The following is a 12,260-nucleotide window of genomic DNA, read 5'->3' on the forward strand; positions in this document are numbered from 1 at the left end:
GGTGATTCCTCGTCGAGGGGAGGGGGGAGCCGGTGAGCATCAGTTCGCTGAGGGTCTGGCGGGTGTCGACAGGTGCTCGCGCCATTCCGGCGGCAAGCGTTGCTCCTGGCTTAGCTCAAGCAGGCGCTGGTGTTGTGGCGGGCTGAGCAGGTCGAAGGCAATCACTTGCGTCAGCCCGGCGGATACCGTCCGTTCGGCAGCCAGTTGTTCGTCGAGCAGGTCCAGTGCCAATTGGTTGAGGATGACGCTGTGACGCTGTTTCAGACCGACCAGGCGTCGTATGTCGAGCCCCATGCCCAATGCCTTCAGGACAAGCTGGTGGAATGCCCGTTCGTTGTAGTGGCGTGCCGGGTAGGGGGTGTCCAGGGCGAGGGCGGCAAACACCTGGCTGTTGCTGGTGCGTCCGGCCTGCAGCGCCAGCTCTACGCAGAGTCCGCGGCTATCGAGCCAGTCCAGGGCTTTCAGGGTGGCGATCTTTTCCTGGTCGTCGCCCCACAGAAACAGCTGGCGTAGCAACGGCAGTTGCCCGGTTCCGGGTTGTTGCGCCAATACCTGGGCCAGTAGCAACGCCCGCGCCAGCTGGATCTTGCTCCAGCCGCCAGTGCCGGACGGTGCATGCTCGTTGAGGCTGCGCTTGCACTGGCTGCTCAAGAGCGTCGAAGTGTTGGCATCCGGGTACTCGGCGAGCCTCTCTTGTGCCTGGCGCCACCACTGCTGCTCGCTGTGATCGAGCTGTCGGATGAAGGCCTGGTGTTGTTCGGCGAGGCGCTCGTGCCTCATGACGAGGGCTGTCGAGGCTTGTGCGGTGACGTCCATGTTCATGTCGGTTTGACCCAGCGCTGGAAGTGTGGAAGCAGGAAAAACACCAGGACGCATAACAGGCTGCCCAGTGGCTGGTTGGCCACGGCCAGAACCAGGGCATCGAACAGCGGTAGGGCCGCCAGGCCTGCGCCGATAAAGGCGCGGACCTGCCGTTGCCGCGGATTGGCCAAGTGTCGCCAGTAGTGCCAGCCCAGCCAGCCGAGCCAGAGCAGCAGCACCGGCCAGAACCAGTAGTTCTCGGCATAGACCGCCAGGGCCAGCGGGCTCAGCATGAGGATCAGCGGGAGGCGGCTGAGCAACTGGTTGCGATGCTCCTGCCGGGCCAGGTAGGTCAGGCCGCTGATGTAGACGCCAAGCAAGATCGCGCACAGCCAGATCGGCTCCGGCGGTACCGCCAGGCTGGCCGCCGCGGTGAGGTAGAGAGCCGAGCGGCAGGCGCCCATCAGCCAGACGCTGTGGGCGTATTTCTTGTGCAGCAGGTTGTAGCCGAAGATGCAGCTCAGTAGCAGGCTCGCGCTGACCAGCAGCCAGTGCGGCTGGTCGATCAGCCGACTCAGGCCGAGCACCGAGGCGGCGGCGAGTATCAGCAACAGCGCCGTGGCCACGCCCACCTGCCGGCGGCTGACCAGTCCCAGGGTAATGGGCCGGGGGTTGTGGTGCCGCTGGTCCCAGTCGGCGTCCAACAGATCGTTCAACAGCATGCCGGCCAGGTATAGCGCCGACAGCGCCGCCAGCAGCAGGAGCCACATCAGCGCCGACGGCGGAGCCAGGGCCCCGGCACTGCTGGACAGCAGGGCGGCGGCGAGGGTATTGGTCCACACCGTGGGCAGGTTGGACACCCGGCCCAGGGTCATCCAGGTCTTCAGGTTCGGCGATGCCTGGTTCATGGCCCGCAGCCCTCGCTCAAACCGGGCTGCGGGGCGGAGTGGGTCGACAGCCGCAGCAGTGCCTGCTCCATCAGGGCGCTATCTATTTCATGCAGATCCACCGATTCGCCGATTCGCTTGAGCATGGGAATAGAGAGTTGCCCGCCCAGGTGCTGGCGGAACTCCTCCAGTCCGAGCATGACCTGTGAGCGCCCTTGTGCATCTTTCAACAGCAGTTCCGGTGGGCACAGGCAGAAACCGAGCTTGAGCAGCAGGCGAAGCACCCGCTCGGTGTCGGCATTGCTCAACAGGCCCCTGGCATTGGCATAAAGTCCATCCAGGGCCATGCCCACGGCCACGGCTTCGCCATGTCGCAGCCTGTGGTGACTGAGATTTTCCAGTTTGTGCGCGGCCCAGTGTCCATAATCCAGCGGCCGGCCGTTACCGCGTTCGAACGGGTCACCGGCACCAGTGATGTGCTCCAGGTGCAGCTCGGCGCAGCGGCGAATGGCATAGCGGCTGGCACGCTGGTCGAAGCTGGCGAGGGCGTCGGCCTGTTGCTCGATCCATTGGAAGAACACCCTGTCCTTGATCAGCGCCACCTTGACCGCCTCAGCCAGTCCGGCAATCTGGTCACGGCGGGTCAGGCTGGTCAGCAGTTGGAAATCGTTGATCACCGCGGTGGCGGGGTAGAAGGCTCCCAGCAGGTTCTTTTGGCCGAAAGCATTGATACCGTTTTTTACGCCAATACCTGCATCGTTCTGTGCCAGTACCGTGCTCGGAATGCGGATCAGGCGAATGCCGCGATGGAAGGTAGCGCAGGCGTAGCCAACCGCATCCAGCACCGCGCCACCGCCCAGGGCCAGCACATAGCAATGCCGGTCCAACCCATGATTCAGCATGTCGCCGTACAACTGCTGCAACACCTGTGGATCCTTGCTCAGCTCGCCGGCCGGGACTGCAATCGGCGCGGCCAGCAAGTGCAGATCCGCGGCATGGCAGGCAAAGTAGGCCTCTATCTGTTTCAGCAGTTGCGGAGCACTTTGCAACAGCTGTTCATCAGCGAACACCAATACGGTCGCCGCAACACCGTGCTGGGTTGTCAGTTGGCGGTGCAGGCAGGGATTATTCGGATCGAACAGGTGATCGGTAAACAGCACCGGGTAGTCGTAACTCACCTTGAAGCGCCCGTGTAGCGGTTGCTCTATGTCTTGCTGCCGAGAGGTCCTGGATAGGCTACGAGCAGCGAGAAACAATCCCGGCAATAAAGTTTCAGTTGGCCGGCTTTGCAAGAACGCATAATACCCATGGCTGCGCTTCATCAAGCATCCCTCTTGAATGTAATGACTGAATCCGTGTCAGCAACTAAAAAACAGCGAGTGGTTTATTTTAATTAAATAGAGCACCTCCGTCGGAAGTGATGGTTTTATCTGCGATCAATTGTGCTTTAACAGCCAGTTGTGAGCCTAGACGGGCATTTCGTTTTTGCAAGACAACTTGATGGCTGCAGGTTAGCGCCAGGCCGTCATGGCTGGATCTTCGCTATTTGAATTATTGCGACTGGTTATATGAAGTTTGCTAGCAAGCCAATTGGCTGCGGAGCGCAGACATCTGAAAGACAGCGGCACACATGGCGACATTTTGGGGCGCCGAGGCTCCGGACATCCATCACGTCCTGGCGGAGCCGATGTGTTCTTGGCAATCTTGGCGGCGGCGGTTTCGATGAGCATGGCGTTGCGCTGGACATCCAGCGTGAAATGCGAGCGAACTGATCTTGCGAAGGATCCTGGATTTTTAACGAGGAGTGAGCTGGGACGCAAGCAGCCAAGCGTTGATTTATGCGAGCCAGCGCCCACAAGCCAGCACAGAATACTTCGCATAATGTATATTATGTTAAATTGGATATGCACCCAGACCCCGTCCCGGCACCATGCCTGTCACCCACCTGCGCCAATCGCGGTTTAAGTGGAAAGCCCCTCGCTATCCCCCCTCAAGCCTTGATTTCTGGGGGCTTGAGCGCATCCCATATGCCAATCCGACAGGTTTTTTTAACGAAACCAGTGGAAAAATCTGTTAGGCGAAAACTCGTAACCTAATGATTTAAAACAACATTTATAAATTAAGCTCGAATGGAATAGCTCTCTAGCCCAAGGAGAAATTAGTGGACTGAGATCCGAAGGTGCGAATCCATGGCTGCCCTGAAACCCACGCAAGACAGGGGCTCCAGCGATTTTTGAGGAAATAAGTGGACATTCCAACCCTCCGTTTCCTGAGACGAAATAAGTGGACATTCCATGCTGACAGAGCGCTGCCAAGGTCTTGCCGGAGACCTGCTGAAGCTCAGCGCCCGCTTGCACGCCAGAGCCTAAACCGAAGCCTCTCAAAGCCGCTGCAACTTCCTCAAAGCCCCGTAATACTGGGCCAGCGCCATACCCACCACCATTCGTCTTGCAATCACGCACTGATGCACGTCGGCTCGCCGCTGCTCCTGAACGACATGATCATTGACACGGAGCCGGATCGTAGCCTTCCTAGATGGCGCCGCTGTTTATTAAAACAATAAGTGGAAATGCCATGTGCTAATCGTACCTAAAAACCCGTGAAACCCACGAAAACATGGCTCTCTCGGGCATTCAACGAAATAAGTGGATGTTCCTGAGGGCGTTTCCATTTAAAAAATTAAATGGAAAAACCATTCCTGCTTATCCACTCATTTCCTGAGCTCTGCCTGGACTTCGTTGCGGCGCATATCATTCAGTCAATGCAGAGCCTGAAGCGTGAATTACCCAACAATTACCACCGACCGCGTGCTGAGAAAAACCGCTCCAAGAAGCCTAACTCCGCATTAAACCCTTAAACCCCAAAAAAGCAAAACTCGCACAATCTGACAATATTAGGTTAAATAATTTCTGAGATCGTTCAGAAAGTTCGCAACCCATAAAGAAGCGGAAAGCCAAACTGAAACTGACAATATATAAGTAAATTAACAAAAATCCCGAGCACGACATAAGGAGTAAAAAAAATACACTAAAAAATTTGCGGAAAAACCAACAGAACAATCGCCTTAGTGCATACTTAAAACCTTTGTCAAGCCGGAGCTTAAAATTATCTCCGCTGAGCAAGGGTAGTTGCAACAGCGTCTTTCAGGGGCTACCATCGATCAATGTTCATCAGTTCAGATTAGGGAAGATGAAAAATGCAGCTGCCCTGCCCTAACTTCCAGTTACTTCCATTACTGGAAGTTCTTAATCACCGCAAAATCATACGGTAGTGCACCAACATGTCTACGCAACCAATGCCTATTTTTGAGACCTACGAAATCTTCATTGATATGGACTTTAGTTTGCGTGAACCTAGTATGGCTTGCGTTCGCCAGTACATTGAAACGTTTCCCGCATCAGTGGAGGCTAACAAGGGTTATCTGACGACTCGGGAGTTTCTTCGCGCTTTTTCGGACAACAGCCTTACTTTCACTTCTTATAGAACTCATGTTGAGAGGTTGTTGTTATGGACACTCATCATAAAGCAGAAGCCTTTTTTTCAGCTCAAACGCCAAGATGCGGAAGACTACCTGGAGTTCTGTCGTAACCCTCCAACTGAATGGGTAGGCCCAATCGTGCGGGGCCGGTTTGTGACCAGTGACCATACCGAGTCTGCTTGGGGTGACCCGGTTATTCCAAACGAGAAATGGAGACCATTCAGCTTGAAGCTCCCTAAGGACTCTTCGAACGAGCCGGAGTCGGCTCCAAACGATGCCTCCCGGGATGAAGCACCTGATACGGCCCTAGGAGCAACTCGTTACAAAGCTTCCTCGAGCACCATCAATCAGATTTACACGATCTGCAGCCGGTTCTTTGAATATATGGTCGAAGATGGGACGGTTGCAGCCAATCCTTTTCGGATGATCAAGAAGAAGAGCCTCAGCCGTAGAGCCCCACAAGAGGATGGGGTAAATCGCGCCCTGACCCCTTTGCAATGGGACTACGTGCTGGAAACCGCTGAGCGGATGGCTATTGAGGAGCCCGAGCGGCATGAGCGCACCTTGTTCATCGTCGCCACTCTCTTCGCGATGTATCTGCGGGTGTCCGACATCGTTGGCAGGCCGAACTGGCGCCCGATAATGGGAGATTTCCGCCTGGATCCCGAGGGCAACTGGTGGTACCACGTGATCGGGAAAGGCAACAAGGTTGGGAAGGTCGCGGTCAGGGATGAGTACATTTCAAAGTACCTGACGCGCTACCGTCGATACATTGGGCTGTGTCCGCTGCCAGAGTGGAATGAACAGACGCCTCTTCTCATGACACTGCGAGGCCGTTCAGGGCTGTCTGGTCGGCAAGTGCGCGCCCTCCTCCAATCGGTATTTGATAACGCATTGGCGCGGATGCGCGAGGAGGATCGCGAGGAGCACGAGATGAATAGTCTGCGTGTGGCTTCCGCGCACTGGCTCAGGCATACCTCTGCGACGCTCGATGCGCCGTTGCGAAGTCCTAAGGATCTGCAGATGGACTTGCGTCATAGCAGCCTCAGCACAACTCAGAATGTCTACTACCACTCGCATGACCAGGAGCGCAGTCGTTCAGTACGTGGCGTTGGCATGCGCGACAGAGGTTGAGGCACGCACCTGCTCCGTACCTACCTACCCCCGGGCTAGATGCTAATGCGCGACCAGCCAATCTAGAGAAATCTTGCCTAGCACAACACCCCATGCGAAGTGCTGATTGCGATCTCGGCTAGGTTGGACTGCCATCCATTGCACACCTGGTATATCGGGAAGCTTGCCGGAGTGCAGCAGGCACCTTGGGTGCTTCTCGCCTGATCGACCTGACCTTGGTCGTGGACGACGAGGGCTCGGGCACGACCCGCCACCTCTGAACTAGACAATGCCAAAGAAATGGTTACATTTAGGCAAGCGCTCAAGGCGGCACCCGAGCAACCCCACGTCACCTACAAGGAGTGTTTCTGATGTCGGTCGATAACGTTGTTCGCAACTACAAGCAGAGCCAAGCCCAGCAGCTACTGGCTCGCCTCGAAGCAGATGAGAGCAAGTCGCATACACTCGCTCCCCTACGAGACTCGAAAGAGTTCATCATTCGCATCCAGCTCAGCCATGAGCGTCACTACGATCAAGTCCATGAGCTGCTGGAAGAGGCAGGGTATACCCGGACGATCACGACTCACGATGGTATCCAACGTGATCTTCCCCATGCGATGTTTTACCTGCGTCATGTGCAGAAGATCACCAACAAACTGGTCTTCGTAGCCCTAACACATACGCTTGAAGAGCATGCAAAGCTCCACCACCTGCACGATCTCAATCCGCAAATCATCGTCATGAATGCGGACGAGGTTTATCTGGAACTCGACCCGAGCAAGCAGTCATGATCGGCCATACCCACGGCTTTCCGGACTCCGATTGGGCGCAGGCGAAAGCCGCAGCGCGAGAAATCCTGATCAGGCAAGCTCGGATGAGGGGCCATGAGCTGGTGACATACAGTAACTTTGTCGCCCAGCTCCCATTAGCCATCGCACACGATGATCACCGGCTCAGCTTTCTGCTCGATGAAATCTCAACGGAGGAGTACGCCGAGGGCCGAGGCTTTCTGACTGCACTCGTTGTGCATCAATACGACTGGAAACCGGGCGCCGGATTCTTCACCATGGCTCGTAGGTGCGGCGCAGAAGTGGTTAATGAGGAGGCGTTCTACCTGGACGTTTTCAACTATCTTGTGACGTATTGGCGAGCGAGGCTGGACTGACTGAAACAGGGGTGAGGTCATCATCCCGCGCTCGTTCGGGGATGGCGATGGCTAACCCCGAACCTGAGGATGCAGTTTGATTACGGTGACTCCAACTTTTTCAAGATGGCTGGCATATTTAAATTAGATTATGCCCAAGCTCGCAACCGAGATTATTGATTATGCAAGTATACTTATCATGCCCAGAGTGTGTTGATGAACAAGCGCGTCACGAAAAGTCATCAGAATCTCCAGACCCCATTAATACTCAAAAACGGCTTTCCCCGTACCCAATACAATTGACCAATGAAGTATCCTATGAGGTGAAGTGTGTATTTGGCCACTCATCAGCTGTTTTTATCAATTTATTTAAGCACGAAATATTATTCGAAATTGGTGTTCACTCCATTCTCGATGGGTATTACAGAGAAGCAATCACGTCATTTGCAGCAAGCCTTGAGCGATTTTATGAGTTTGCCAGTCGGTCGATCGCCTTGCATCACAGGCTCCCCAACGACGAAGAAGTTAAATGTTGGAAAGACATTGCCTCCCAATCTGAACGGCAGCTAGGAGCGTATATTTACCTGCATGCTATTCATTTCAAGAAGCAGCCTAAACTTCTCTCAAACCCACAAGCAGCCCTGAGAAATTCGTCTGTTCATAAAGGGCAAATCCCGACACGTGATGAAGCTGTGGCATTCGGAGAAGAAGTGTTATCAATAATATCCGAAACCTCCCTAAAAATCTGGCAAACCATACCTGAAGCAGCGCACAAAGTGGTAAGCAACCATGCGGAGATGTCGGTCAAAAAGATAATCGAGGCAGGAGGAGTCCAGTCTAACACCACGAACTGCGTCGACTCAGCAGTTCATGGGAAAATTCATGACGAGAGACCTCTTAAAGAACACCTTGAAAGAACAATTTTGCGACACTCAAGAAATAAGGTAGATAAGCATAAAAAGATAATAGGCGAGTTTGAAGCCAAGCGACACACATAGTAGAAGGATGCGTCACAGTGCTCTTGGTGTGAGCCTAGCTGTCGCACACTGCTCTCCGAAAACACGTAATCTTCAGTCCACACACTGCAATGGACTCTTAAATGCACAAACGCCTGGCAGCGAAGAATTACCAGCCTCTAGCCGATGATCGCCATGCTTGGCTCAAGGTAGTCGAGACGCTTGTTAGCTCTGGGGATCATCCTGACCAACTGCAGAATGCATTCGATTGCCTCGTAGACTCGGCAGGTGATGCGCAGGATGTCGCGCTCTTGGGGCGAGCGACTGAGCTGGCAAGCGAGGTCGTGGCGCTCTGCGAACCTACTGCAGGGTGCCTTGTTTTGTATTCCTGTGCCAACGCCTGGGCTCACTTGCACGTCATCGAATATCAAGAAAACCAGGCCACCATTGTCAACCATCCCGCCCTGCTGAACGAGCTGTATTTCCTGCGTGCAGCAATTCAGCATGAGGGTTTCACGGCCATACCGGCTGACCGTCGTGCCAAGATTCACTGCAACCTTGGGAACGCCCTGAGCGCCTGCGGACGCTGGATCGAAGCTTTGTCTGAGTGGCGCAGGGCTTTGGTGGATCAGCCCATACTTGGGATGGCACTCGGTAACCTAGGGATTGGTCTCGTGCGCTATGGCGGCGCGCTGTACGACCCTGGGCATACCTATTGGTTTTTTGTTCACGCGCGCCGGCATTTAGAGTCTGCCATCGAAGGTGGGGTGGGCCGTGACGGAGCAACCACAGATGAAGCCATTCAGGCGTTCAAGTGGTACCAGGTGAGACTCGCTGAAGAGGTCGACCAGGAAGATGACACCGAGCTGTTCGACCACAAGCTTGGTAAGTCCAAAGCGGAGCGTGAATATCGTCAGTGGTGCCTGGACAACCAGCTGTTCCTGAACCCCATGAACGATCTAGGCGCCCTCCCCGTCGCGGCCTATGACGCGCTGCGCCTGCCTAACCACAATGCGGAGGTGGGCATTACCTACTTGGCCTTTTTTAATCAGATGAAGCAGGAGTATGCCTACACCCGTCACTGTCTGTTTCAGGGCGAGCAGGCCCGCTCAGTCCATTACGCTGACAAAGAAGTCGCACTGGCTTTCAACTGTGACTATGCCCTGTATTCGATAGGGCTGGAGCAGATCAAGACCGCTTTCCGTAACGCCTATTCGCTGCTGGATAAGGTGGCGTACTTCGTCAACGGCTATTGGCAATTGGGAATCCCTGAGCGAAGCGTGAGCTTCCGAACGCTTTGGTTCGAACCACGCAAAAAAGGAGGCCCAACGCAGGAATGGACTGTTCGGCAAGAGTTCATATCGACCCACAACTCGCCGCTTCGAGCGCTCTACTGGCTATCCCAAGACATCTACTCTGAAGTACTCAGGAACGTCGCAACTCCCGATGCGCAGGCACTGGATGGATTGAGAAACCATCTTGAACACAAGCATGCCAAGGTCGTAGATGCTTTCCATTGGATTGCTGGTGCGTCGGAGCGCCACGCCGACCAGCTAGCCTTTGTTATCGAGAGGGAGGATCTCGTTGCGAAGACCCACCTGATCATACGGTTATGCCGAGCCGCGTTGGTTTACCTGTGCTTGGCTGTCAACGCCGGCCCAAAACTGACCCCTTTCACTCATTTTTCGCCGATTGAAATTTGACCCCCTCGGCCTGTTTCTAAACGGTTTTCACTACCCGTGTCGGGCTGGTACCGGCTTTACGTTTGTCCTTGAGGCGATAGCTGTCGCCCGAGATCTGCACGATGTGTGCGTGGTGTAACAGCCGATCCAGCATCGCCGCCGTCAGCGTCTGATCATCCGCGAAGGTGCCGGCCCACTGGGTGAATGGCAGGTTGCTGGTGAGGATCATGCTGCCGCGCTCGTAGCGGCGGGCGACGACGTTGAAGAACAGGTTGGCTTCGTCGCGCCCGAAAGGCAGGTACCCAATTTCGTCAATTACCAGCAGCCGAGGGCCCATCACCGCGCGGTTGAAATACTCCTTCAGACGATCCTGCCGATGTGCGGCAGCGAGTTGCAGCATCAGGTCGGCGGCGGTGATGAAACGGGTTTTGATACCTGCCAGGGTCGCACGATAGGCCAAGGCGCAAGCCAAGTGCGTCTTGCCTACGCCGCTGGGCCCGAGCAGGACGATGTTCTCGGCGCGCTCGACGAAGCTCAGCCCAGCCAACTCCTGCAATTGTGCTCGCGGCGCACCGCTGGCGAAGGCGAAATCGTATTGCTCCAATGTCTTGAGGGCAGGCAGTGTCGCCATCTTCAGCAAGGTCTGTCGCGAGCGTTCGGTGCGTGCCTCGGCTTCAGCGCGCAGCAGTTGCTCCAGGAAGTCGGCGAAGCTCTGTTCCTGAGTCGCTGCTTGCTGTGCCAAGCCAGCCCAGTCCACAGCCATCCGTTCAAGCTTGAGGTGCTGGCACAGCTCGATGATGCGGGCATGTTGCAGGTTCATCGGCTCCACTCCAGCAACTCATCGTAGACCGAAAGCGGGTGCTGCAAGCTCTCGTGCGGTAGAACCCGCCCCAGCCGCAGCGAGGTGATCGCCGGGGCTGTCGTAACTCCGCCGGCTGGCAGGGGCAGCAAGACGTCACGCTCTTCAGCCAGACGTATCGCTGGCTTTACTCCGGTGGTGCCATGAATCCGCTGATGCGCGATTTCGTCGAGCCAACGACCGATATGCGCGTTGGCGGTGGCCACATCCAACGGCAAGCCCGCGCTCTTGAGCGTGGCCGCCAGCGGCGTGATGAAACTGCCCTTGAGTGGACTTGTTCCCTCGTAGCGGACGCCAAGAAGCGATATTTTAATCGCAATCTTGGAGGTACTTATGGCACAGCAAACTCGCCGCAGTTACACCGACGACTTCAAAGCTCAGGCAGTGACACTTGCTGAAAGCATTGGTCGAGGAGAAGCTGCCCGACAGTTGGATATCTCGGTCAAAACCTTAGGTAATTGGCTGGACGCCGCACGCAACGGGCGTCCTCTCAGTTCTCCTGCCCGGCATCCGGTCTCTGACCTGGAAAGCGAGCTGGCTCGGCTTCGAGCTGAAAATGCCACGCTCAAAATGGAGCGAGAAATCCTAAAAAAAGCGACGGCGTTCTTTGCCAAAGAGTCCAACTGAGATACGCCTTCGTCGCCCGTGAACGGACTCGCTTTCCGGTTAGGCTGTTATGTCGAGTGATGGAGGTCTCGGTGTCGGGCTTTCACGGCTATTTGAAGCGCCAGGAGCGTCCGGATCCAGACGCCGCGATTCGCCTGGAGATTCGTGCGATTCATCGAGCAAGCCGCGGCACTTATGGGCGTCCGCGCATGGTTCAGGCGCTTCATAACCGCTCTTACACGATAGGGCACAAGCGGGTAGCTCGGCTGATGAGAGAGGAGATGCTGCGAGGAAAAATCAAAGCCCGGTTCAAACATTCAACGGATAACCGGTATATCCAACCCATTTCTGACAATGTGTTGAAACGACGCTTTTCTGTGACAAGTCCCGTAGCCGCTTGGGTGGGTGATATCACGTATATTTCGACACGCCAGGGGTGGTTGTACTTGGCTGTGGTGTTGAGTGTTCAGACCCGGCAGGTGCTTGGATACAGCCTGTCGGATCGTATGCCCGAGGGTTTGGTACAACAGGCGTTCATGAACGCCTGGACGAAAACGCCAGTTGATCACGGGGTGATTTTTCACTCTGATCGAGGCCGGCAATACACGGGTAGCGGTTTTCGCAGCATGATCGCGGAAAGAGGCTTTGTGCAAAGCATGAGCCGTAAGGGAAACTGCTGGGATAACGCCGTAGCAGAGAGCTTTTTTGCCTCACTTAAGAAGGAAGAAGCCACG

10 protein-coding genes and 2 pseudogenes are annotated in these 12,260 nt (G+C 55.5%); 7 read left to right on the plus strand and 5 right to left on the minus strand.

Translation table 11 applies throughout. From position 1 onward, the window contains the following. Positions 1-39: 39 nt before the first annotated feature. From M5B96_RS28335 to M5B96_RS28345, 3 genes and pseudogenes are all read right to left on the minus strand, one after another. Entirely contained in the window at positions 40-822 is a 783-nt protein-coding gene (locus M5B96_RS28335; RefSeq protein ID WP_248800232.1) for an EboA domain-containing protein, read from the minus strand. Next, on the minus strand, positions 819-1,709 hold the full coding sequence (locus M5B96_RS28340) for a UbiA family prenyltransferase (protein ID WP_248800233.1): 891 nt from the start codon (positions 1,707-1,709) through the stop codon (positions 819-821). Before M5B96_RS28340 ends, M5B96_RS28335 begins: the two co-directional genes overlap by 4 nt. Then, a pseudogene (locus M5B96_RS28345) lies at positions 1,706-2,956 on the minus strand (3-dehydroquinate synthase); the annotation flags it as partial. The pseudogene M5B96_RS28345 and the gene M5B96_RS28340, both read right to left, overlap by 4 nt. Before the next feature lie 2,012 nt (positions 2,957-4,968). On the opposite strand from M5B96_RS28345, the gene M5B96_RS28350 reads away from it, so the two are divergent. The 5 genes from M5B96_RS28350 (at position 4,969) to M5B96_RS28370 (ending at position 10,082) form a co-directional block, all read left to right on the plus strand. Then, on the plus strand, positions 4,969-6,300 hold the full coding sequence (locus M5B96_RS28350) for a tyrosine-type recombinase/integrase (RefSeq protein ID WP_248800234.1): 1,332 nt from the start codon (positions 4,969-4,971) through the stop codon (positions 6,298-6,300). A gap of 350 nt (positions 6,301-6,650) precedes the next feature. Further along, entirely contained in the window at positions 6,651-7,070 is a 420-nt protein-coding gene (locus tag M5B96_RS28355; protein WP_248800235.1) for a hypothetical protein, read from the plus strand. Then, positions 7,067-7,444, plus strand: coding sequence for a hypothetical protein (locus tag M5B96_RS28360; protein ID WP_248800236.1), 378 nt, complete (start codon positions 7,067-7,069; stop codon positions 7,442-7,444). Before M5B96_RS28355 ends, M5B96_RS28360 begins: the two co-directional genes overlap by 4 nt. Positions 7,445-7,605: 161 nt before the next feature. After that, on the plus strand, positions 7,606-8,421 hold the full coding sequence (locus M5B96_RS28365; protein ID WP_248800237.1) for a hypothetical protein: 816 nt from the start codon (positions 7,606-7,608) through the stop codon (positions 8,419-8,421). Positions 8,422-8,522: 101 nt separating this feature from the next. Further along, positions 8,523-10,082 carry an LA2681 family HEPN domain-containing protein gene (locus M5B96_RS28370; protein ID WP_248800238.1) on the plus strand — a complete coding sequence of 520 codons (1,560 nt, stop codon included), beginning with the start codon at positions 8,523-8,525 and terminating at the stop codon, positions 10,080-10,082. Between the two features lie 16 nt (positions 10,083-10,098). Here M5B96_RS28370 and istB read toward each other — a convergent pair whose 3' ends face one another. Beyond that, the gene (istB, locus tag M5B96_RS28375; protein ID WP_248800239.1) at positions 10,099-10,881 is read right to left on the minus strand and encodes an IS21-like element helper ATPase IstB; all 783 of its coding nucleotides are present in this window, start codon (positions 10,879-10,881) and stop codon (positions 10,099-10,101) included. Then, positions 10,878-11,189: pseudogene (locus M5B96_RS28380) on the minus strand (IS21 family transposase); the annotation flags it as partial. The gene istB and the pseudogene M5B96_RS28380, both read right to left, overlap by 4 nt. A 64-nt stretch (positions 11,190-11,253) precedes the next feature. On the opposite strand from M5B96_RS28380, the gene M5B96_RS28385 reads away from it, so the two are divergent. Together M5B96_RS28385 and M5B96_RS28390 are read left to right on the plus strand one after the other, a co-directional pair. Further along, positions 11,254-11,547: a transposase gene (locus M5B96_RS28385; RefSeq protein ID WP_033901971.1), complete on the plus strand. Its 294-nt coding sequence runs from the start codon at positions 11,254-11,256 to the stop codon at positions 11,545-11,547. Continuing rightward, on the plus strand, positions 11,544-12,260 hold a 717-nt coding region (locus M5B96_RS28390), incomplete at its 3' end, for an IS3 family transposase (RefSeq protein ID WP_248800241.1). The genes M5B96_RS28385 and M5B96_RS28390, both read left to right, overlap by 4 nt.

Origin of the sequence: Pseudomonas sp. MWU13-2105 (genome assembly GCF_023242315.1) — a bacterium.
Lineage (GTDB): Bacteria > Pseudomonadota > Gammaproteobacteria > Pseudomonadales > Pseudomonadaceae > Aquipseudomonas.

Coding starts and splice junctions, on each gene's coding strand:
- M5B96_RS28360 (WP_248800236.1), top strand. CDS start 7,067: ATGATCGGCCATACCCACGGCTTTCCGGACTCCGATTGGGCGCAGGCG.
- M5B96_RS28370 (WP_248800238.1), top strand. CDS start 8,523: ATGCACAAACGCCTGGCAGCGAAGAATTACCAGCCTCTAGCCGATGAT.
- istB (WP_248800239.1), bottom strand. CDS start 10,881: ATGAACCTGCAACATGCCCGCATCATCGAGCTGTGCCAGCACCTCAAG.
- M5B96_RS28335 (WP_248800232.1), bottom strand. CDS start 822: ATGAACATGGACGTCACCGCACAAGCCTCGACAGCCCTCGTCATGAGG.
- M5B96_RS28340 (WP_248800233.1), bottom strand. CDS start 1,709: ATGAACCAGGCATCGCCGAACCTGAAGACCTGGATGACCCTGGGCCGG.
- M5B96_RS28385 (WP_033901971.1), top strand. CDS start 11,254: ATGGCACAGCAAACTCGCCGCAGTTACACCGACGACTTCAAAGCTCAG.
- M5B96_RS28355 (WP_248800235.1), top strand. CDS start 6,651: ATGTCGGTCGATAACGTTGTTCGCAACTACAAGCAGAGCCAAGCCCAG.
- M5B96_RS28350 (WP_248800234.1), top strand. CDS start 4,969: ATGTCTACGCAACCAATGCCTATTTTTGAGACCTACGAAATCTTCATT.
- M5B96_RS28365 (WP_248800237.1), top strand. CDS start 7,606: ATGCAAGTATACTTATCATGCCCAGAGTGTGTTGATGAACAAGCGCGT.